At 37.6% G+C, this 25006-nt stretch carries 11 protein-coding genes; all 11 read right to left on the bottom strand.

Annotation, left to right across the window (positions count from 1 at the left end; genetic code table 11):
* Positions 1 to 70: 70 nt before the first annotated feature.
* Positions 71 to 3460 carry an N-acetylglucosaminidase gene (locus tag ACNSTQ_RS01075; protein ID WP_418198003.1) on the bottom strand — a complete coding sequence of 1130 codons (3390 nt, stop codon included), beginning with the start codon at positions 3458 to 3460 and terminating at the stop codon, positions 71 to 73.
* Positions 3461 to 3658: 198 nt separating this feature from the next.
* A complete protein-coding gene (locus tag ACNSTQ_RS01070) occupies positions 3659 to 5995 on the bottom strand; it encodes a L,D-transpeptidase family protein (protein ID WP_418198002.1) in 2337 nt (778 codons plus the stop codon).
* 122 nt (positions 5996 to 6117) lie between these two features.
* Positions 6118 to 9519 carry a M14 family zinc carboxypeptidase gene (locus ACNSTQ_RS01065; RefSeq protein ID WP_418198001.1) on the bottom strand — a complete coding sequence of 1134 codons (3402 nt, stop codon included), beginning with the start codon at positions 9517 to 9519 and terminating at the stop codon, positions 6118 to 6120.
* 310 nt (positions 9520 to 9829) lie between these two features.
* Positions 9830 to 14455, bottom strand: a complete 4626-nt coding sequence (locus ACNSTQ_RS01060; RefSeq protein WP_418198000.1) for an alginate lyase family protein — start codon at positions 14453 to 14455, stop codon at positions 9830 to 9832.
* 179 nt (positions 14456 to 14634) lie between these two features.
* Entirely contained in the window at positions 14635 to 16626 is a 1992-nt protein-coding gene (locus ACNSTQ_RS01055) for a heparinase II/III domain-containing protein (protein ID WP_418197999.1), read from the bottom strand.
* Positions 16616 to 19459 carry a glycosyltransferase family 4 protein gene (locus ACNSTQ_RS01050; protein ID WP_418197998.1) on the bottom strand — a complete coding sequence of 948 codons (2844 nt, stop codon included), beginning with the start codon at positions 19457 to 19459 and terminating at the stop codon, positions 16616 to 16618. Before ACNSTQ_RS01050 ends, ACNSTQ_RS01055 begins: the two co-directional genes overlap by 11 nt.
* Positions 19460 to 19492: 33 nt before the next feature.
* Complete coding sequence (locus ACNSTQ_RS01045) at positions 19493 to 20755, bottom strand: nucleotide sugar dehydrogenase (protein WP_418197997.1); 1263 nt, start codon at positions 20753 to 20755, stop codon at positions 19493 to 19495.
* 21 nt (positions 20756 to 20776) lie between these two features.
* A complete protein-coding gene (locus ACNSTQ_RS01040; protein ID WP_418197996.1) occupies positions 20777 to 22063 on the bottom strand; it encodes a glycosyltransferase family 4 protein in 1287 nt (428 codons plus the stop codon).
* A 14-nt stretch (positions 22064 to 22077) separates the two neighbouring features.
* Positions 22078 to 23295, bottom strand: a complete 1218-nt coding sequence (locus tag ACNSTQ_RS01035) for a glycosyltransferase (protein ID WP_418197995.1) — start codon at positions 23293 to 23295, stop codon at positions 22078 to 22080.
* Positions 23292 to 24020 carry an ABC transporter ATP-binding protein gene (locus ACNSTQ_RS01030; RefSeq protein ID WP_418197994.1) on the bottom strand — a complete coding sequence of 243 codons (729 nt, stop codon included), beginning with the start codon at positions 24018 to 24020 and terminating at the stop codon, positions 23292 to 23294. The genes ACNSTQ_RS01035 and ACNSTQ_RS01030 overlap by 4 nt, the downstream gene beginning before the upstream one ends.
* Entirely contained in the window at positions 24021 to 24809 is a 789-nt protein-coding gene (locus tag ACNSTQ_RS01025; protein ID WP_418197993.1) for an ABC transporter permease, read from the bottom strand.
* Positions 24810 to 25006: the final 197 nt, after the last annotated feature.

Below are 25006 nucleotides of genomic sequence, written 5' to 3'. Positions count from 1 at the left end.
CACTTTTTTATATTTTGTATTAAAAAAATGGGTAATGAGGTTCACCCATTACCCATTTATTTTACTACCTTTAGTCATAAGAAACTACATCAAAATAAATGGTATAGCTATCTAGTTGATTATAAAGGTTCTTAATAATGTTAACTTGCTTTACCGCCCATTGAATGTCCGTTGCATACTGGAACGTTCCTGGACTTTGAGGGTTCCACCTCATTTTGTAAAGCGTATTTTGGCCTCTGCCAAAATAATTTCTAGCTACAAATTCTGCTCCACCAATAATTGCTAAGTCTGGAGTAAACCAACCTGCATTATAAGCATATTGAGATCCACAAGTGTAAGGACAAGAGTCAAATGCACCTGTTCCGTACATATTATGAACCGTTCTTCCTTCCACTGTAATCCCTGTTGCTAACTGAGACCTACCGTGTCCCGTTTCTAGTAAAGCGTGAGCAATTAAGTAGATTTCATTGATATTATATCTTTTACTAGCTTCAGAGAAAGCACTTCCTCTTCCTTCAAGGATGCCTTTTCCTTCTAGTAGTTTATTTAAGTCACTAACTGGTACGTTTGCACTACTAGAAAGAACTAAATGTTGGAAGATATCGTTCTTATTAGGATCTGGATCTAAATACTTAGCCACATCGGCTCGTTTTGCATTACGCCAAGCACTAAAATTAATTTGGTACCAATCACCAGATTGTCCAACAATCGTCACTCGAGTACCTTCTGAAAGAGTACCGTATCTCCAAGATGTTGCATTTGCAGCTTCTCTTACATTTAGACTTGATGCTGTAACTGTTCCACGAGTTGTACTATTTGTATCTAACTGTACATGATCTTTATGAACAAAGGCAGGTAAGTTACGATACAAATCGGTTTGTGGTGATCGTGTCATCTGTATATCAAGTACTTCTTCTAGGGTTCGGTTATACTGTTGATTTCTTACAGTAACGTTTTTCCCACCTACTACTTCAGATGAACGAATAAAACCCACTCGATCTGATACTAGCACTCGATACCAATTGGAACCAAATGTTCCTACAACTGGATACCTTTCACCTGCAAGTAATGTAGCGAAAGGAACAAGTCTTCCTGATGTGTTATCATAAACTTCGATATTTTCAGTCGGAACAACCGTTTCTCTGCTATTTCGGAATGATGTATTTTCATTCTTTAAGTTATTTCGATGTGGTGGTCTTGTTGATGACTTTCTTACATAGCCAACACCATTTCCAAACTGAATTTCATGCCAGTTCCCAAAGTCCCTAACTCTTGGATAAACTTGTCCTTTTGTCAATTCACCGACTTTGACTAAACTGCCTGTACTGTTATCGAAGACTTCAACATTATCTCGAAGGACTTCAAAGTATTTATGACTTGCCGTAAATGTCAATGCCGTTTCATCGACACGAACAAAACCGACTCGGTCAGCAATAACTACACGATACCAATTTGCCCCAAAGTTTCCAACAATTCGAAAGCTCTTGCCATTTAAGATTGTTGCAAACGGTACGAGTGACCCTGAACTATTATCATAAACTTCAATATCCCCAAGCGCTCTGACATTTACATTCGAATGTTGGAATGTACGATTTTCGTTGCGTAAGCTGCTGTTCGTTGCCGGCTGAGTACCCGCTTTACGTACATAAGCTTTACGTCCTCCAAATTCAATTTCATGCCAGTTTGCCCCAAAGTCTCTAATTCTTGGGTAAACTTGTCCCTTACTAAGTTCTCCAATTTTCACAAGACTACCAGAGCTGTTATCATAAACTTCGATACCGTCTTGCAGAACTTGGAAATACCGGTCCGAACTATTAAAAGCAACATTCACTTCGCTTGTACGGACAAATCCAACGCGATCTGATAATAACACTCGGTACCAGTTAGCCCCAAAGTTGCCAACAATCGGATAACTCCGCCCTTGTCTTAGTACTCCATAAGGAACAAGCTGTCCGGATGTATTATCATAAACCTCGACGTTTGATCTTGGAACAAATGATCTGCTCGAATTTTGAAAACTTGTGTTTTCATTTCTTAAGGCAGATCCATTTGATGGGACTGTATCTGCTTTTCTAACATAGGCTAAGCCGTTTCCATAACGAATTTCATGCCAGTTAGGACCAAAATCTCGTACTCTTGGATAAACCTCGCCTTTTTTCAACCAGCCTACTTCTACTAAACTACCAGTGCTATTATCATAGACTGGAATATTGTCATTAATGACTTCAAAATATCTCGTTGAACTTGTAAATGATTGTGCTCGAACTTGTTGGTTGACCGTCACTTCACTGGTACGAATGTATCCGACTCGATCTGAAAGTAATACCCTATGCCAGTTAGGACCAAAGTCACCTACAATCGGATAACTCCTGCCCTCTTTTAGATGAGCGAAAGATACTAACTGACCTGAACTGTTATCAAATACATCTATGTTTCTTTGAGGTACAACTAAACGATTTGAATTTTGGTAGCTTGTGTTTTTATTCTTTACACTTTCTCCAGTAGCAGGAATCGTATCTGCTTTCCTGACATAAGCCATTCCATTTCCGTAACGAATTTCATGCCAATTTGACCCGTAATCCCTTACTCTTGGATACACTTCGCCTTTTTTCAACCAACCGACCTCTACTAAACTACCAGTACTATTATCGTAAACTGGAATGTTGTCGTTCATGACTTCAAAGTACTTCGTTGTGCTTGTAAATGGTTCTACTGTTTCAGGTTGTGCCGTTGGCTGTACAGCGGACTGTACCGCTGGCTCTACCGTTTGTACCTCTTCTACTTCTTCTTCTGTTTCTTCTATGTTGTTAAAGTTATCACTCGTAGTCTCTTCCACAGTTGATAACTTTTGTTCATGTTCGCTATTCGTTTCCTCAACTAACTCTTCTTGAGGAGACTCAAGTTCTTCTTCTAAAACTATTAGTTCTTCCTCAGACCCTTCATTAACAGTCATAACCTTTCCTAAATAAGGGCCTACTTTGATGACTAAGTAGTCATAAGTATTAGCGATAATAGGAAAAGCAACGTCAGTTTTTAAAACAAAAATTGTTTCACCGTTTTGATTTAGTACTTCGGTATTTTCCTTCAGCACTTCCTCGCCGATCAAACTTTCTGCTTGAATGAGTAACGACTCATCTGTCGTCAGTTCATCTAACCACTCTACACTGTCTGCTAAAATATAAACTTCAAGCTCTTCATGTAAGATGAAGAAGAGTTTATCACCTTCAACACGATTTACAGGGAATTGATGTCCTGCCAACAGTTCTCCTACTATTTTACTACTATCATCGTCTTCCATGAACATAGGTACATCTTCACTTGTTTGGAAATAGTGTCCTTGTTCAGTTACTGCTTCATTACTAGTAGTAGCAAATCCTATACTTGGATAAGACAATGATGAAAATATTAGAGCGACAATTACCATCATTGTGAAGTATTGTCTTACCCTACTTACTTTCATAGCCTCCCACCTTTCTTCAATCAATCTATTTCAAATTATACATAGATTGTATCTTATTTGAAAGAGGCAAATACACGATTATCTAGCAATATGTACTAAAAGAACAAAAACTCCGATAAATTTCGCTATTGAAATTTTTCGGAGTTCTACAATATATGCTAGAAACTACTATATTTAGATAGGATCATTTTCTAGTCTTTATTGCCCAATGATATCTTGGATGACAGAGTTTGGCCCCATAAATATGGCAGGATTTTTACTTTGATCTAGCCATTGTAAAATGCGCACCATGTCATTTTCGGATACAGCTACACATCCTGCAGTTGGACTTGTAGATGCTCGCCATACATGCATAAAAATGGCACTTCCATTACCTTTAACAATTGGATTTTCATTATATTTAATATGCAGTGCGTATTTATATAACTCGTGATTAAGTCTTTCAAAAGATTTCCACCTTGAATTAGGGTTCCCATGAAAAGATATCCATTGGTTATAATCTGCTGAGGTCACATCGTCAACCCAGTAATCTGTTGTTGTTGTTCTTTGATAAGGATATTGAACTTGAGCAGGTTTACTTCCCCAACCAAATGCAGTACCAAGATCGTACATTCCAATTGGAGTTCCGCCGTCTCCTTCTCGTTTATCCCTCATAAAGCCACTTCTTCCTAAAACCGCATTATACTGACGTACCGGTCGCCAGATGTCACCTGCCTTTTCGTATGTTTGAACTTTCGCTAACGTCGTCGTCCAACTACTTGATGTGACTACAATGGCTTGCTCACGGTCTGTATATTTGCTTAACCTTGATAAAATCGGGTCTGTATAATTGTTAAGACTTACGGCACTTTTCGCTACATAACCGACTCGATCTGATAATAAAATACGGTACCAATTTCCATAGTCACTAACAATTGGATAACTAACGCCTTTCGCGAGCGTTCCATATTCAATGAGTCGACCAGATGTATTATCGTACACAGGTACGGACTCTAGCGTCGTAAAGTTAGCATTTGTATTGCTAAAGCTTTTATTCACATTTCTCAAGCTCGCTCCGTTTGTTGGAATGGTTGCCGCTTTCGAGACATAGCCAAATTTGTCGCCAAATTTAATTTGGTGCCAATTCGGACCATAGTCACGAACACGCGGATAAACCTGACCTTTTTTCAGTGTTCCAACGGCTACTAAGCTTCCGCTGCGATTATCATAAACAACCGTGTCTTCTTCGACTACTTGAAAAAACTGATCGGCTGCTGTAAAAGTTGCGGTAATATTTACTTCTGAACTGCGGACAAAACCAACTCGATTAGCTACTACTATTCGGTACCAATTCGGACCAAATTCGCCCACGATCGGGTATTTTATCCCTTTTTGCAGCTGTGCAAACGGAACAAGTTTTCCACTCGTATTATCATACACTTCCATATTTTGTTTCGCCTCTAAAACAAGCCTTCCATTTTTAAAAGAACGATTTTCATTTCGTAAACTATTATTCGTTGCTGGCCGTGTACTCGCTGAACGAACGTAGCCTTTGATGTTACCGAACTCAATTTCATGCCAATTCGCACCGTAGGCTCTTGTTCTTGGATACACTTGACCTTTCATTAATTCGCCCACTTTCACCAAACTGCCTGAACGATTATCGTATACTTCGACCGCATCCTGGGTAACTTGAAAGTATTGATCGGAATTTCGAAAAGCTAACAATACTTCACTCGTTCGCACATAACCCACTCGGTCGGCTAATAGAACACGATACCAATTCGGGCCAAAGCTGCCAACGATCGGATAACTTCTCCCTTGTTTTAAGACACCAAACGGGATGAGTCCACCCGATGTGTTATCATACACTTCAACATTCATTCTCGTGACAAACGCACTCGTTGTATTTACGAAGCTTTTATTTTTATTTCGGAGTACTGCTCCATTCGCTGGTTTTGTATCTGCTTTTCGTACATAGGCCGTGCCATTCCCGTAACGGATCTCATGCCAATTCGGGCCATAGTCTCTGACACGCGGATACACTTCGCCTTTTTTTAACCAACCGACTTCTACTAAACTACCTGTACGATTATCATAGACTGGAATGTTTTCATTGATCACTTCAAAGTATTTCGTAGAAGCTGTAAAGGCAGCCATCGTAACGACTTGAGACATCTTTTCAACAGACGGTTCTTCTATTGTGTCTTCTGATGGTTGAGTTTCTGTTGTACCTTCTGACGGTTGTATTTCTGCTTGTACCTCTTCTTCCGCTTCTAGGTGATCGTCTTGCAATCTGATCGCTTCTTCTTCACTTATGCCTATGTCGGTTAACTTCTCTTCTACAACGGGGTCTTCTTCCATTTCCTCTTCATTATGTACGTCATGTACATCTGGAGTGATTTCATCGACTTCAAGTTCAGCTGGAAACAGTGCACCTTCAGCTAATACTTCATCTTCTGTTTCTGCAAAGCTGATGCTTGGAATTGAAAGTGATGAGAAGATGAAAACCATTATCAGCATCGACACAAAGCCTTTTTTTACTCTTCCGTTCATAGACTCCCACCTTTATACATATTTTATGACATATTTCCCATATTTTAAAATCTAGCAATAAGTACATAAAAAAACAAGAGTCTTGATGAAATTAACTGTAAATTCCATCAAGACTCTATCAATTAATGACGGGATGCTTCATCCGCCAGCATAATACCTACTGAGAAGTTTTGTTCCCATATGCGGTTCCAATTACTCAATGGAACTGGTCTTGGACCGACAAACGGTGAAATTTCCGGTGTTATACCAGCTCGTCTTTGACTAATAATAAACCAATCCGTAAACCCGCCACCACTATTGTTTGTCAGGTTTATCGGGGCATAGCCTGTCTTGTTTGCCACTAAATTAGTAACGACTCTTGAACGGCTTTCATAATTATGGCGAGAAAAAATCACTTCACCAGATGAGTGATAAGATACTGCAGTAAGGAAGTTTCGACTTAGTGTGAAGTCATAAATCGCTTTTGATTCTGGCTCACTTAACGGTCTTGGCCCCTTATAGTTAAATGGACTAGGACGTCCTGGATCATTTGTAATCGTATTCCACAATGCCGGGAATTGACGATTTAAATCGACCCCTCTAATATTTGCTTTCCAAGCATTAAAGTTGGCACTTCCACCATTTAAACGAATAACCGCAGCTGGATCTTTCGCACTGTTAGCACCTAATTGAACTAGGGAAACGCCATCAGGGTTCAGCATCGGAATAAACCAAATGCTTGTCTGGTCTAAAATTCGTTTTACATCGAATCCGTCAATGCGCTGTCCTTTTTTATAGGCATAAGCATACGTATCTAACATTTTCATCACAACGTTTGTCGTCATATGCTCACGTGCATGATTCGATCCGTTTATCATGATTTCTTTTCTACCTGTACCTAACTTAATTGCATAGATATTTCTTCCATCAATCGATTTACCAATGACCCGTGTTTCCATGATATCTGGGTACATTTCTTGTAACGTTTGAAGGTCTTTGGTCATTTGAGAATACGTGTAGATAGATCTCCCATTTACAACATGTCTGATCGGCTGTTGGACAAGCTCAACTTCGGCTGACCGAACAAAGCCAATTCGACCTGAAACAATAATTTGATACCAGTTGGCACCGAAATTACCGACTATCGGATAGTTACCACCCTCAAAAATAGTTGCAAATGGTACGAGTCGACCGCTACTATTATCAAAAACTTGAATATCTTGATTTGCTTTAATACGGCCGCCACTATTTTTTAACGATTTATTTTCATTACGAAGTCCACTATTTGTGGTAGGAACCGTATCAGACTTTCTTACGTATCCAAACGAATTGCCATACTGAATTTGGTGCCAATTCGCTCCAAAATCTCGAATTCGCGGATACACTTGACCTTTTTCAAGTTCACCCACAGCGACTAAACTCCCTGTACTGTTATCATAAATGATGGTTCCATCGTTTACGACCTGGAAGTACTTATCCGAGGCAATGAAGTTGGCTGTGATATCAATTTCTGCACTTCGTACGAAGCCAACACGATTCGCTACTAGTATACGATACCAATTGGCGCCGTATGTACCAACTACTGGATATTTTTGACCTTGTTCGATTTTAGCAAAAGGCACAAGTGAGCCTGAGCTATTATCATAGACTTCAATCGTTTGCTTTGCTTCTAGAATAAATCTTCCGTTTTTAAAGGTACGATTCTCATTACGAAGCCCGCTGTTTGTAGCAGGCTGAGTGCCTGCTTTACGAACGTAACCTTTTATTTTTCCGAACTCAATTTCATGCCAATTCCCAAAATCTCGAACCCGCGGGTACACTTGGCCATTAACAAGCTCGCCGACTTTTACGAGTCTGCCTGAACTATTATCATAAACTTCAACATGATCTGTAGTCACACGGAAGTATTGATCGGACGCTCTAAAAGCTAATTCAACTTCACTCGTACGAACAAATCCAACTCGATCTGATAAAAGCACACGATACCAGTTCGCGCCGAAGTTACCTACAATCGGGTAGCTTCGGCCTTGTTTGATTACACCAAACGGCACCAATTGGCCTGATGTATTATCATACACTTCGATATCAGATTGCGGGATAAACGAACGAGTCGTATTTTCAAAGTTCTTGTTTTCATTACGTAATACAGAACCGTTTGATGGTCTCGTATCGGCCTTTCGGACGTAGGCAAAATCATTTCCGTACCGGATTTCATGCCAATTCGGACCAAAATCGCGAACGCGCGGATACACTTCGCCTTGTTGTAACCAACCAACTTCTACTAAACTTCCAGTACTATTATCATAGACGGGTACATTTTCGTTAACAACTTCAAAATATTTTGTTGCACTAGTAAAAGCTAGCGGCTTCGCTTGTGCTGGTTGGACATCAACTTCCGCTGAACGGACATAGCCAACACGATCTGATACTAAGACACGATACCAGTTCGACCCGAACTCACCGACAATCGGATACGCTCTGCCGTCCTTTAGGGTTGCATATGATACGAGTTGTCCCGAACTATTGTCATAGACTTCAATGTCAGCTTTAGGTACAAAAGAACGACTCGTATTTTGATAGTTTTGATTTTCATTTTTTACAGTGGTTCCATTCGCAGGGGCTGTATCGACTTTTCTGACATACGCCATACCATCTCCAAAGCGAATTTCATGCCAATTTGATCCATAATCACGGACTCTTGGGTACACTTCACCCTTTTTTAACCAACCAACTTCTACTAAGCTTCCAGTACTATTATCATAGACGGGAATATTGTCTTTAATCACTTCAAAGTACTTTGTCGAACTAGTAAAAGCCTGTGCTTGTACGGTTTGCGATACAGGTTCTACCGTTACCTGCACTTCTGGTGTTTCTGGAGTTTCTACCTCTTCAGCAACTTCTCCTGCTCCACTTTCATCAACTAGTTCTTGCTCTTCATTACTTGGTGAAGTGGAATCGGTTGTTTCGTCGGTAATGACTTCACTTTCATCACTAATTACTTCTTCTGAAACTTCTTCTGCCTCAACCTCAGCTACAGTAATCTTTCCAGCAAACGGACCGACTTGTGTCACGTAGTAGTCTTCTGTTTCAGACAGGATTGGGAGAATGAATTCCGTTTCTAATGTTAACAGAAGGTCATCCTTGTTATTAACAATTTGTGTTCCTTTTTCAACAAATAGTTCACTGCTGCTTTCAAAATTACTTAAAAGCAACTCTTCATTTTCGATTAATTCTTCTTCCCATTGTATTCCACCTTGGTATACAAAGGCTTCTACATCAGAATGTAAGAGAAAATATACTTTATCTCCTTCCACTCTTTCTACTGGAAACGATGTCCCTCCAGAGACTTTACCCAGCATCAATGGTTCATCATTAACGCTGATGTAGACTGGAATATTTTCAATTGTCTTGAAGTAACTGCTTACTTCGTTTGTTTCTTCCCCGCCAGTTATAGCATGCCCTATTTGGGGATAAGACAATGACGAAAAAAGTAGAATAAAGACGGCCATCATTGTTAGATATTGTCTTATCCTTCGCAGTTTCATAGCTCTCCACCTTTCAATACTAGATTTCTATTTAATTATACAAAGAATAGGACTTTTTATATATGAAAATTTTGAAGAAATTTGTAAAAATACAAAAAAAAGAGGCTGTTACGCCCCTTTTTAATATGAATCTATTATTTTAAAATTCGTTGTCACTTCAGTATTTGCTTCGTCTAATTCAATAACTAACGTATAACTTGGAAATGGATTTCGTTGGCTTCTAATTTGCCAGCCTAAGTTCTAAGAAATACTTAACTAGACTATCGTGTATTGAATTTCTTCTAATAGAGCTAGTCTCTTTATACTTATATTAGTTATGAATATCGAATGTAGTTTTTACATGACCATTTCTTCCATGAAAGTTTAAAACAATAGTATGTGTCGGGATTGGATCTCTTACTCCACGGAAATACCAGCCAAGAATGTTTGGCTTTGTCTGTCCCTTAACAATAGAAATATCTATCTTCTGTTGACCTTCAATAGATATTGTTGTGACATACTTTTCTCCACGATAAAGATGTATCTCATTGTTTTCACCTTGAATTGGAGTAATGTCGGGTGCTAAATGCCATAATAACTTGTAGTTATGTTGGTCTTTTGATTGAATAAAATCATTTACAACGACTATATTCCCATCTTTATGGTAATCTACTTTTCTTTCATGACCTACACCTTCGAATCTTTTATTCACTCCAGAGACACTTGAGGTTTGATTGCCAATTGAATAATCCTTTAGATAAGTCGAATCGAATTTGTGATCGACTCTTATTAAACTTTCATTATCAACAATTAGCGTATTGTGAGCAAAAGAAGAATATGCATATGCCGTAAATGGGTCGTCATAATCATACCCATTAGGTCCTGCTTCAATGACGATATCTCCATCGGAATAGATCCACAAACCTAAATCATCTGAATGTTTGTGGTAGCCCGTATGGTATGCGGCGTAGAATAATACGTACGTTCCTTCCTGTTTCCGCTCCCACGAATCTCTAAAGATAGCATATCCTGCTTCAGGGAACACTATATCCGTTGCTGTTGGAGCAGTTCCGGTAGCTCCTGCAGTTCTAGCATATTGATAATATGGGTTATCGGTCCAGAGGAAACTATATGGGACATCACGTGTAAATGTATCACCAATCAATGGAAATTTCCCATCAGGCTTAAGAATATACGACGCAAAAATAGACATCTTATCATATAGTTGGCTGTAATACCTTGCATACGCAGGTTCATTTTTAGCAGCGAAAAAGTTCTTATATTTAAATATTGAATTCGCAATTTGCTGATGATATCCAGGAGAATGTTCTAAATGAACTCCTTCCTCGGACATGATGTATTCAAAATAATCGGTTAACCTTGTTCGAGCTAATTGTCCATAGATTGGGGCTTTTTCTAGTCGGTCAAAATAATCACTAAATACAAGTAAAGCTTCGTCTTGGAACATCCCATGATTTGTATTTCTTGTATAATAGTGTTCTTTTGTTAATAAATCAGCTTGAATGATCATACTATCAAGCATTAATTTTAGCTGGTCCTCATTTAAAATGTCCTTAGCAAGATCAAAGAAACCGATCCAAGCAATTAAACGTCTTGCTGTTGTTTCATCATGCCAAGCCATTTCATGTTGTGGTTTTAGATATGGGTTTTTCTTTACCCAATCCTCAATAATTTTGTAACCTGTATGAATATACTTCGGATCCTTTGTTTGGTTATAGGCAGCCATTAAGTCGTATAAATAAAAGTGTCCATGAAACGGTCTCATAAAAGAACGAGTATAGGACGGGTTAGTCGCCCAATCAATACCTTTACTATAATCAAAGGTCCCATATGGTGAAAGGATGAAAATACCATTAACCATCTGATCAGCTGCATTTTTAAAATTTCCACCATTCATTGGGTTCAAGAAGAATGAACTTACTCTATTAGAAAGTGCACTATTCGTTCTATTTTTATAGTAACGAATATCTGTGTTCGTAATCGTTACTTCCTTTGGAGCTTTTCTCACATCTTTCTTTCTAACAAAACCAACTCGTCCAGCAAAAAGGACTCGATACCAGTTCTCTCCATAATTACTCACAATTGGATATTTTTCTCCCTGAATAATAGTCCCAAACGGTACTAATGATCCTGAACTATTATCATAAACTTCAATTGTTTCTAAGGCGATGAAATATTCATTTTTATTATTATAGCGTTCATTTAAATTAGAAACTTGAACATTTGTTACTTTCGTTGTCTCCGATTTTCTAACGTATGCAACCCCATCACCAAATTCAATCTCATGCCAATTTCCATACGGTCGAGACTGAGGGTATATCTGCCCTTTTGATAATCTTCCAACTGGGAAGAGTCTCCCTGTTTCATTCGTATAAATAATTACGTCTTGATCTGCTCTAAACCATGTGATTTGCTCTTCTTTTGTTTGGGTAAGATCATTAACTCTTACAAAACCGACTCTTCCTGAAACAAGTACTCGATACCAATTTGAGCCGAATTCTCCAACCACAGGGTAATTTTTTCCCGCATATATTGTTGCAAATGGTATTAAATTCCCCGTGCTGTTGTCATAAACCTCAATATTTTGAGGGATATTAATGCGCTCTCCACTATTAGTGAATGTTGTATTCTCATTACGCAACCCACTCTTAGTAGCTGGGATGGTATCTGACTTCCTTACATAACCAACAGAATTTCCAAATTCAATTTGATGCCAATTAGATCCATAGTCACGAATACGTGGGTAAACTTGTCCCTGTTTTAACTCTCCTACTGGAACTAAGCTTCCCCTGCTGTTATCATATATAATTGCCGTATTAGAAACGACCTGGAAATATTCGTCTGTACTTGTAAATGTCGCACCTAGTTTCACTTCACTACTTCTGACAAACCCAACACGATCAGCTACAAGTACACGGAACCAATTAGCTCCAAACGCTCCGACAACCGGGTATTTCTGTCCCTTCTCAATCCTAGCAAATGGAACGAGTTGCCCCGTACTGTTATCATAGACTTCAACATTCTGGTTTGCTATTAAATGAAATCTTCCATTCTCAAAGGAACGGTTCTCATTTCTCAGCCCGCTACGTGTTGCTGGTTGAGTACTTGCTTTACGAACGTAAGCTTTTCTATTTCCAAACTCAATTTCGTGCCAGTTCCCATAATCGCGAACGCGCGGGTACACTTGACCATTCACGAGCTCTCCGACTTTGACAAGTCTGCCCGTGCTATTATCGTAGACTTCGACATTCTCTTCTGTTACACGGAAATATTCGTCAGTTGTGCTGAAACCTAAACTTACTTCACTTGTTCTTACAAATCCAATCCGATCTGATAAAAGTACACGATACCAATTCGCGCCAAAGTTACCGACAATCGGATAACTTCGGCCTTCTTTTATTACACCAAACGGCACCAATTGACCTGATGTATTATCATACACTTCGATATCAGCTTGCGGGATAAATGAACGAGCCGTATTTTCAAAGTTTTTGTTCTCATTACGTACTACCGAACCATTCGCTGGTCTCGTATCTACCTTTCTGACATAGGCAAAACCATTTCCATATCGAATTTCATGCCAATTCGCACCGTAATCGCGAACGCGAGGATACACTTGACCTTTCTTTAACCAACCAACTTCTACTAAGCTGCCTGTACTGTTATCATAAACGGGAATATTGTCGTTAATGACTTCAAAGTACTTCGTAGAGTTAGTGAAAGGTTGCGGTTTCGTTTGTTGCGATTGAAGATCGATTTCGGATGCACGGACATAGCCAACACGGTCAGATACTAACACACGATACCAGTTCGCTCCGTACTCACCGACCAGCGGATACGCCCTGCCTTCCTTTAATGTGGCATATGAAACTAATTGTCCTGAGCTATTATCATAGACTTCAATACTCACTTTTGGTACAAACGACTGATTTGTATTATGATAGTTTACGTTTTCATTTTTTACAGACGTTCCATTCGCTGGTGCGGTATCAGCTTTTCTGACATACGCCTTTTCATTTCCAAAGCGTATTTCATGCCAATTCGGTCCGTAATCTCGTACTCTCGGATACACTTGACCTTTTTTCAGCCAACCTACTTCTACTAAACTCCCGGCACTATTATCATAGACAGGTGTGTTATTTGTAATGACTTCATAGTATTTCGTTGAGCTTGTAAATTGCTGTGATGCAACCTGTGTTTTATCTACTTGTTCAGTTTGAACAGTACCTTCATTTGGCACCGTTACCTCTGTTGGTTGCTGTTCTGTTTGGCTATCAGTTGCCGTTTCCTCTTGAGGTTCTTTAGCCTGAGTTTCGGAAATCTCTTCTTCTATTTTCTCATTTGCTAGTGGATCAGTAATTTCTCCTTCAACTATTTCTTCAGTTTGATTCTCCAGAACCGCTTCAATGATGAGATCAACTGTAGCAACCTTTCCGATATACGGCCCTATTGGCAATGCAATGTATTCATCAGTTTCATATAAAACTGGAAAAGAAACTTCCTGTTCTAATGTTAAGATTGGGTCATCGTGAAGAGTATGTATTACTACATCTTCTTTAATCGTTGCCTCTCCTATGAAAGTCTGATCTGAAACTAATACTTCTCCATCAACCTCTAAATCTTCCAACCAAAGAACAGCATCTCTAGAAGTAAAAACCTCAATATCTTCGTAAAGGATGAAATATATTTTGTTTTCATCCTCTCGATGTACTTGGAATTGGATTCCTTCTAACAACGTCCCTAACTGACTTATTTCATTATCTTTCTCCATATAAACCGGAGTGTCATTAATAATTTGGAAAAATAAATCCGTTTGACTTTCATCTTCAGCTCCAGTTAGGGCTAGTCCTGTTAGAGGTTGAGACAATGATGAAAAAAGTAAAGCAAAGATAACCACCATTGTAATAAAGCGTCTTCCCCTATGTAAAAAAATCATACCTATCCACCCTTCTTGTCTATTACTAAGGAAATTATACCTGTATTAAGAAGTAAAATAATTTCCCTTTGTTGTGAATATGTTGTGAAATTTCTAGTATCCACTTGTAGATTTTAGAAAAGCACACCCCTAATAGGAATGCGCTTTTTTATGTTTGGCGCTCATTACTTAACTCAAAACTAACTATCATTACTTTTTTTATTTTCTTCTAAGGGTTCGAGTCGGTCATTCATTATCTCCAACTCTTCTTGGAGTTTAATCCTTCTGTTTCGTTCTTTACGGTATTTTTCTCTAAACTCATATTTTTCTGCTACATCCATCGCATCATTGATAGTATCTTTTTTAAAATACTGTGGTTCAAATAACTGATTATTAACCGAAACAAATACTCTTTTACCGCTAAAAATTAACTTCACATTAGATAGGTCTCCATCCTCACTTACATAAGAAAAAGAGGCAACATCACCTTCCCATGTAAAGTCCTTCATTCTTGTCTCATTGGGTTTTAAATTAATACGTGTCGCAAAGCGAGCATTTTTACCTTTTTGTACAAACCTAGAGGAGAACGTTTCAACCAGATTAGAATAGCCTGTTGATACCCAACCTTCTAACGGATCCTTACTTCCTTTAATTAATTTTGACTCTATTGTACCTTTATTAATTAGCGGACTTATAGTGATACATGGTTGTTCCTCCAACTCTCCTATCACCGCGCCTTCTGAAAGATGACAGTTAATATTAGGATTAAGAACAAAATTCTGTTCAAACGTATGGTCTTTATGACCTTGTAAGTCATCAAGAATAATACATTCAAATGGTTTAAGATGAATAATGGTTCTTGAGTGAATAACCCCTACATATAGACAATGAACCCCTGTTGCAACTGTAATTTCTTCACTAGAATAAAAGTTTGTTATCCCCGATTTCTCAACGTTCAACCTGACAGTTTCAGTATCCTTACTATCAACAATGACCGTATTATGCGCTCTTGAAGAAACAACATATTTTCGTTCGGTGCTTTCATAATCATAGTTGAACTTGCCGGGGTCGGTTAATATTGGTTGCTGATGTGCAAAAATATTGATCGATAAATCATCGGAATGTTTATGTACTCTTGAATGAAAGCCGCTATAAAAAATCACTTGAACGGTTTCATCATCAAACGCCCATTTATTTCTGGAAACAGCAAATCCGCCTTGAGGATAAACCGCGTCTAATTCAGCAGGTTGTGTACCACTTTCATTAAGGCTTGTAATATAGTCTAAATTCCCCAAGTACTGATCTAGCTTGCTTGATATTCCTAGAAATTGTTGGAAGTTGGATGACTGTACATACTCACTGTCCCCAATTGTCGGAATAAATCCGTTAGGGTATAACATATTATTATAATGATGTAGAATTTTTTCCAACTTTTTTACAACAATTTCAGTCCTTTGATCTTTTATCTGGAATAAAAACTTTGCAAAGTTAAACAACCGATCTAATAATAGGTACGTATAATTCGGGGAGTGTTCTAAATAACTCCCATCATCTGCGAACAAGTCGCTAATTTGTACCAACATCCTGCTAAAAGCAAATTCATTCCATTCTTTGGATTTTTTCATTTCTGAAAAGACTGTCGTCCCTACATACAAGGCAATATCCTGATCTAACCCATGATTGTGTTTGTTCATATAGAATACAGGGTCAACTAATTTCTCACAATGCACTTCAACCATAGCATGTAACTTTTCTGCTATATCTGGATCAAAATTTTCTTTCCTCCACTCCTCATAAAAGTGAGAGATAACTAGAAGACGTAATGCGGTTGAATGATCATGCCAAGCCATTTCAGAAAGTTTATTACCTGGGCTTAATAAATGGTAATCGTACCAATCTAAAATTTGTTCTAGTGCCTTGTCTAAGAATTGCTTTTTCTTAAGCTTTTCATGACCTACTACTAGATATTCAACTGTAATTAAACAGTGTAACCAAAAACGCCAACTTCGATCATTAAGAGGATCATAAGTCCAAACTCCTCTTTCTGGTGCCTGAATTACAGGATATCTCTTTTGAATGAAAAGACGTCCATTTGCTAATTCTTCACAAATACGCTCTATTTCTTCATCGTTTTCAAAGTTTGTAATGGTGAAGACCTCTAAATACTCACGCTTGTCTGTACTATTCAACAACTTTTACTCCTCCCGCTTCAGAGTATACACCTTTATAACGATAAGAGAGGTCACCCCAGTCTCTATTCTTAACAACCCACTGTCTACCGTTTTCTGCTAGATGACTGTCCTCTTCTACTTGTTCTAAACTTGTTAAAAGAGAATCAACAGACTCAGCTTCAAATATCATTCCGGTTTCCTTTTCCGTTACCATCTCTTTTAAGGCAGGAATATCGCTGACTAATACAAGTTTCCCCATGGCCATTGCTTCGTATGGCTTCAACGGGGTTACTAGTTCACATACTTTTGCTTTTGTTCGAGGGAATGGAAATACATCAACTACTGAGTAATAGTCATTGACTTTTTCATGCGGAACTCTTCCTGTAAAAATGACCGAATTTGTCAACTTTAACTCTTTCGTTAAGGCCTTTAAATCATTTAAGGCCGGACCGTCTCCAACTAAGAGAAATTTGACGTCTGATCTCTTCTCTCTTAATTTCGCAAATGCTCTTAGGAGAAAATCTAACCCCTCATATTCGGTTACAGATCCAATAAACCCAAATACAAGCTGATCTTTTAAATTATATTGTTTTTGAATTTCTTCATTGACAGGGATCGGTACAAAGTGTTTTGTATCGACACCATTAGGAACAATTGAAATTTTACTCTCAGGGACACCTAATTCAATTAAATGTTCTTTAAGACTAATACCGATCGCCACTACATGGGTTGCGATCTCGCAGCATCTCAATTCGTACTTTTCATGAAGCTTAAATCGCTCAGAGTTCTCAAACCCTTCTGTTTTCGAGCTTTGAGTGTAATGCCAGAGTCCTCTTACTTCATAAACGGAAGGAATTTCATAGGCTTTAGCTACCTCTAATGCTGGTAACGCATTTTGAAAGTTCGATGCTGCATGAATCAACCTTGGCTTTACTTGTTGCACAAGTTCAGAAAAATAATGTGCATATTGGTCAAAGTAGTCACTCATCGGTACTTTATTTAACTGCAAACCAGGGTCTTTCCCATTTAACCGATAGTAAGAAACATCGTCGATGGTTTCCATTTCAATTTCCTTAGGGTTCTCCTTACCTAATGGCCAACCTAGTTTAGTTACAACAACAGGTTGAAGTCCGATGTTTTTCTGGTGGTTTACAATCTCTTTACTTCGGATCGTATATCCGTTGACGGTAGGCAGTGATTTGTTTAGGACATGAAGGATTTTATCCTCTTGCCTAACCTCTGTTTTTTCTCCATTCCAACTCCAGAATTCTTCAAACAAATTCTTCTCATCTAACGCTAAATCATATTCTCTACCGAACAACTTTCCTGAGAGCCCACGAAGCTCTTCTAGAAATTGATAGCGCTTTGAAATGTTCCCCATACGATGATGAACAGCTATAAGCCTTCTTAGAACCATAACGTTTTTAGGGGCTAAGGCATGTGCTTTTTCGGTTAATTCAAGAGAGTCTTTTAACTTCTGCTCTTCATAGCAAGACCTTGAAAGAAACAATAATAATTTCACTTGTTTGTCCTCAGGAAAATGAGATAGCGACTCAAAGATCTCATCCATTTGGCCTTGTTCTGCACACCAACGTAAATGGGCAAACTCCCATTTATTGTGGCCTTTAAAATATGTAGAGAATGTATCAACAAGCTCTTCATCTAGTTTTAGATCTTTCGATTGATCTACAATGTATTCTAATAGGTAACTTAAAGCTTCCTTATTTTTTGGTTCAGGTAGTTTCTTCATCGCTCTTACGATTCTTTTTAATATGTTGACGGTTTTAATGTCAAGATCTGCTCCATTATATAAATGATAAAACCCTTCAACTTCTAACATTAATTTACAGGCTTCTTGACTAACTAAACTAATAAATCCATCATCCACAAGCCGCTGGATCATAACGACTTCTCTTTGTTTGATTTTTGTATTTGGAATAATACTCATCAGTACTTGTTTAATATAAGGTGATCTTTCGCCTTCTTTATATGCTTTAATAATTAAATTAAGTGCCAGTCTGTATTTTTTTCTTTTAAGTGCATAGTCACTTAAAGCAATTAGTTTCCACGTATGTTGGGATAGTTCTAGCTGAATTTCGCCTTTTTGATACTCGTTATATAACTCTTCAATAATCATGGAATAAATATCTGGCTGCGCTTCGTATTCTTGCATCAACAATATAATACCTAGCTCTCGTTGATCCGGTGAAAGGCTTCGTAACCATTGAATAGCCTTTTCCATATCCTGTCTACTTTTTAAGCGGATATCATTGAAAAGATGCTTTTCGGTGAACTCTTCCCAGTTCAGCGGCTCTCCCTCAAGCTTTTTATACCTGTCTATACATTCAATAAAAAATTCCTCGAAATTTCCTTGTGCAAAGAGTTCACTTAACTGCCTTGCCATTCTAGGACCTTGTTTTAGAAAGGTGAACTTCACTAATATTTTCTTTTGATGGTAGTTATAAAGTTCATTTAAATTTAATGTTTCGGATAACTTTAGAACCCCATCAATATCACGAAGGTTATAAAGAATGCTCCCCTTCAATTTATCCGTAACATTATCATCCCCAATTGGTACATCCTTAATGGCATCCCAAGCTTTCTCATAAATCTTTAAATTACTATAAGCCATTGCTATTAAGAAGTTCTTTTGATTTTCATGTAGAAGATTCGTTTTTTCTACTTGTTTAATAAATACTTTTTGTTTTTTTAAATGACACACGATTCGTAATAGCAGGAGCGCTCTATGATATGAATCTTTATTAAGGTAGCGACGAAAAAAAGCATCCTTAAATCTTTGTGTCATAAAAAAAAGTGAGAAGATATAACCCAATAAATATATAACGCTTTTCATGTTGAATAGCCCGAGGGCCTACACCACCTTAACTTATCTTTTCAGTTCACAACCAATTTGAAGTACATTAAACCCTAAATTGGTTAACTTTTGTTCGTTTAACATATTTCTTGTATCATAAATCGTCTTATCCTTCATAAGACTTTCTAACGCTTCAAAATCTAACTCTTTAAATACATTATGATCTGTAAGTATCACCAGTAAACTTGAGTCCGTGACAGCTTCTTCGACTGTATCCACTTTCCCCTCAACGTTATTCGTTACATATGGATCATATATTTTTAGATTTAGACCTTTATTTTGTAAATAGTTGACGATTTCAGCAGCCGGACTTTCCCTCATGTCATCGATGTTTCCTTTAAAGGCAAGACCGAAAATCGATATAACTGGATTTTCTTTATCCTTTACTAAGTCTTCTATCGAATGAGCGACATGGAAAGGAGTAGTATCATTAATATCTCGTGAAAGTGACACTAATTTTGCTTCTTCTGGGGCTTGTTCAATAATGAACCAAGGATCTACCGCTATGCAATGACCGCCAACTCCAGGTCCAGGCTTATGAATGTTAACGCGCGGGTGACAATTGGCTAATTCAATAGCCTCCCAAACATTAAATCCTACTTTTTCTGCGATTCTTGCTAATTCATTGGCAAAAGCAATATTCACATCACGATATGTATTTTCCATTAATTTAACCATTTCTGCCGTTGTAGAATCGGTCACGTGAATCGTACCTTTTACAAAGCGCTTGTAAAGATCAACTGTCAACTGTGAAGATTTCTCATTAATTCCGCCGACTATTCGGTCGTTTGATACTAGTTCTTCAAATAACTTCCCAGGAAGTACCCTTTCAGGTGAATGAGAAATATATAAATCTTCTCCTATCGTTAAATTACTTTTTTCTAAGATCGGAATCATAACATTTTCTACGGTTTTAGGTGGTACTGTTGATTCTAAGACGACTAGGTTGCCACTTTTTACAAATGGCAAGATCATTTCGGTTGCACCTGCAACATAATCTGTATTTGCCGTTTTGTCAGGTTTTATTGGAGTAGGTACTGCGATAATGAAAGCATCTGCATAATCAGGTTGTGTCGAAAATGTCAGGTTTCCATCATCAATCACCTCAGACATCATTTCAATTAGTCCTGGCTCTTCTATGTGTAATTCTTTGTTTTGTAACATATGGACTACTTTTTCATTAACGTCTACTCCATGAACCGTTACTCCATGCCTAGCAAACATCACTGCCGTTGGTAAACCTATATATCCTAAGCCCATTACACAAAGTTTCATTATAACAGTCTCCTTTATCTTTTATTGGTATAGTTTTTGAAGTTTTTCTTCTTCCAGGCCCCAATGATGACCTAAAGCTGCATTCACTGTATTGCTTTTAAACATGTTATAAAGATCTTTATCTTCTATTAATTGATTAATGGCACCTGCAATCATCTGTATATTTTCAGGATCAACTAAAATTCCAATATTTCCCGAAGAAACGACTTTCCTTAATTCAGGTAAGTCGCTAGATACAACTGGGATACCAGCCATTAAATATTCATGAATTTTATTCGAACAAGCAGAATAATGATTAAAACAAGTATTCTGCAGCAGTTGAAGTCCCAAATCCGCAGACGCTGTATACGACAACAATTCTTCATTTGGTACAGCTCCATGAAATATCGTGCGATGTTCCACACCTAGTTCTTTTGCTTTAGCCATAATTTTAGGCTTTAACGCACCATTTCCAATAAAAACAAATACCCCTTTACGGACTAGAGGGATACACTCAATGATATTTTCTAGGCCTCTTTCTCTTTGAATGCCCCCTTGATATATGATGATAGGCTCATTTCCAATCATACCATATTCTTCACGAAGTTTGTCGGAACTTACAATTTTTTGATAGGGAGGTACATTACGTATGACCACTGGCTTTTCAATACCATACTCTTCAGCAAAATAATCAGCTCTTGTGTCGTTTGTGGTAATAACCCCGTCTGCACGTCTAATGATATACTTTTCAATCCTTGTCCAGAAACGCTTATTCTTCCAACCCGCACGGTCAGTAGAAACCTCGTGTGCATCATAAATTAATTTTGCACCTCGGATTCTAGAAACTAAATAAGTAGGAACTAGTGTATTTAAGTCATGTGAATGATAAATACCTGCCTTTTCGTTAAAAGCTCTTATAAAGAACCTTGTATTAATCATTGTTTTTGGAATGATGGCGTAGAGGGGCTTTAACAGTTTTTTCACAGAGTTTTTGAGGGAATGATTTGCTTTTGTAGTGGTGGAATTAACGTTTGTATTGTTAGAGGATCGAGTTACGTTTGCTCGTTCCTTTTTCTTGATTATCGTCCGATCCACACGAATAATGTTAATCCCGTCCTTTACTTCCCTCTTCTTGGTACGTGTCGGTTCAAAAACTGCTATAACCGTTACCTCTTTATCCATTTTTTGTACACTAACTGCTTCTTTCGTAACTCGTGCATCCGTTTCAAATGTATTCCAAACAACCATACATACTTTATTGTTTTCTTTTGCAAACCGATTTAATTCATTTTTTTCCCTTAAAAAAATTCTTTTTAGTGTTTTTATCATATCGAGTACTCCTATTATGCTTTAAAAAGCGATTCGTATAACGTGACTAATTTATTCCCTTCATCCGTCCAGCTAATGGATTTACGATTAATTAAACAATTTTCTGCATACATGTCGTATTCCTTTTCTAGTTGCAATATACCTTTTCTAATCGACTCGACATCTTCTTCTATACATAAGCCAATTTTATATTTATTTATAATAAAATTTTTTCCTGGATGATCAGAAGCGACCATTGGAATTCCAGCCAAAAGGTATTCATAAATTTTATTCGGTGTGGAGAAATAATTATTTTTACTATTGCTCTTATACATAACTAAACCGATATCGGCTTGTTTTGTATACCATAATATATCTGCAGAAGGGACTTGCTCATGAAAAAAGACTCGTGAGCTCAAGTTTAACTTCACAGCCAATTCCTTGAGTTCGTTTGTTAAGGTGCCAAATCCTAAAATGACAAATTTAAATCGTTCTGGTAGTTGGGCAACCGCTTCAACACATTCCTCAATGCCGCGATTTGGGTTTATTCCGCCTTGGTATAGAAGGATTATATCTTCTTCTGCTAGTTTGAATTTTTCACGGAAATAATTTTTGTTCTCCGCTTCTGTTGTTAAACCCCCATTGGTTTCAGGTATATTTTCGATAATCGTCGTAGGCTTTTTGCCATACCTATTTTCAAATTCTTCTTGCACAAAAGGGTTCACGACAATTAAGTGGTCGATGTGTTTCAGCATTTTGCCCTCCACCATATACCCTATTCTTTTCTCAAAGTTGTTTCTTCCGGCCATCTCATTATATAGTTCATGGGAATCGTAGATCAGTTTTGCGCGGAACTGCTTAGATAAATAGTACCCGATAGAGAGCGTATTGAGATCATGAGCGTGAATTACAGTAACATCTTTCTCTTTTAACATCGCTACAGTTTTTGTATAAAACAGTCGGTAGGCCGCTATATCTTTACTTAGCTTTAGAAGTGGTGTCCTCACCATTCGCTTAATCACATTGGTATAGGCTTTATCGTTATGTTTTTGATTTAAAGTCATCTTAATCTGTTTATTAAACATATCATGCCTGACAATTTCGATGTTTTCATGTAGGTCCGGTGTTTCTAGGTCAAACTCTTTGACACAAAAGATCGTAAGCTTGTATCCACCTTTAGCCAGCGCAATCGCTTCTCTCTTGACTCTTGCGTCATAAATTATATCCTTAAAAAGCAGCATAATTGTACTCATTTTTGTTTGGCGCCTCTCATGAAAGTTTCATATTTATCCACAATTTCTTCAGTATCTCCAACATCCCGTTGTTCACCTAAATGAATCCAGACCACTCGATCGCATAAACTCTTTACTAAGCTTGCAGAATGAGAGATTAGAATGACAGTTCGTTTCTCTTTAATTTTTTCCATAATGACTTTTTTACATTTTTCTCTAAAAGAGCTATCGCCAACCCCTAAAACTTCATCGATTAGTAAAATTTCAGGGTCAAGTGTTATCGCCGTTGAGAAAGCTAGCCTCGATTTCATACCAGCTGAATACGTTCTTACTGGTTTATTGACAAAATGATCGAGTTCTGAGAATTCGATGATTTCGGGGAGGAGTTTATCGATTTCAGCTTTAGACCGTCCAAGAAGCAGCCCGTTTAGATATATATTTTCAACTCCAGAAAGTTCTGGTTGAAATCCAGCACCTAACGATAAAAGGACAGGTTTCGGTCCATCTACTTTATACTCACCCTGATCAGGTAGTAAGATTCCACTAAGTACTTTTAATAATGTACTTTTTCCTGAACCATTTCTTCCTACGATACCTAATACTTCACCCTTTTTAACATCGAAATTAATTCCTTTTAGTGCCCAAAACTTCTTTTTTTCTTTTTTAAACAATGACTTTAAGGGCTTCTCTTGACTATCCGGATAGGAAACCCAAATATCTTTTAATTCTATGATTGAATTTTCCAATTAGATCACCTTAGAATAATGATTTTCATACTTATTTAATACTCTTAACGCATACAGTAATAGGGCTACTGAAACCCCTAGCAAGATGAGTAACGCTCCCCACTCTGGAGGTTGCTGATACAAAAGTACATTCCGATAGGACGTGATTAGAGAAGTTAGCGGATTGATATATAAAAATGGAGCTAGTGTATCAGGAACTCTTGAAATGTCATACATGACGGGTGATAAATAAAATAATGTTCTTGCTATATATTGCATCATGTTCTTTACATCCCGAATAAATACACCGAGATGAGCAAGAATGATCATGCTTCCTAATAGAAAGATACTATGAATAAAAATGATGAGAAGGACAAATAGAACATTTACCGAAAAGTCTACGCCGTACACCAATAAAAAAATAAACATCGCTATTAAACCGATGAAGAATTTAATGGAATTTACAGCTAGTCGTATAATAATAAAAACGATTTTCGGTACAAATACGCGTTCGATGATGCCCTTTTTCGAGGTGATAGCACCAGCGCCATCAACTAAACACGAAGTTGTCCATTTTAATGGAATTAAGGCCGTAAATAAAAAAACGGCATAACCTTCGCCACCCCGTTGAAGAATCACTTGTACTAATAAATAAAATAATGCCATATACAAAATTGGATCAATAATCCACCATAAAAACCCTAAGTATGTACGAGCATTGGTTGCTTTCAAGTCTGCTAGTACAAAGTATTTAATTAAATCTTTATGATCTTTTATGTCATTATAAAAGTTAGAAATTAGCCTTATCATACTTAAACCCCTATCATTACAGTTATAAAACCATAAATAATATTAACATAGTTAGACATCAGTGAGAATAGAGATTGCTTAGTTTCGGTACTTTTACAAATTAACGACAGAGAATGTTCATGTTTTTTCCTGCAGCATTTCTTGTAGCTGCTATCCATTTAAGCATGACAGGGTCACTAAAGTAAAAATAACTATTG

This window comes from Alkalihalobacterium sp. APHAB7, assembly GCF_048323755.1.
In the GTDB taxonomy this organism is placed as follows: domain Bacteria; phylum Bacillota; class Bacilli; order Bacillales; family Bacillaceae_F; genus Alkalihalobacterium.
This window is presented reverse-complemented; position numbering and strand designations above follow the sequence as displayed.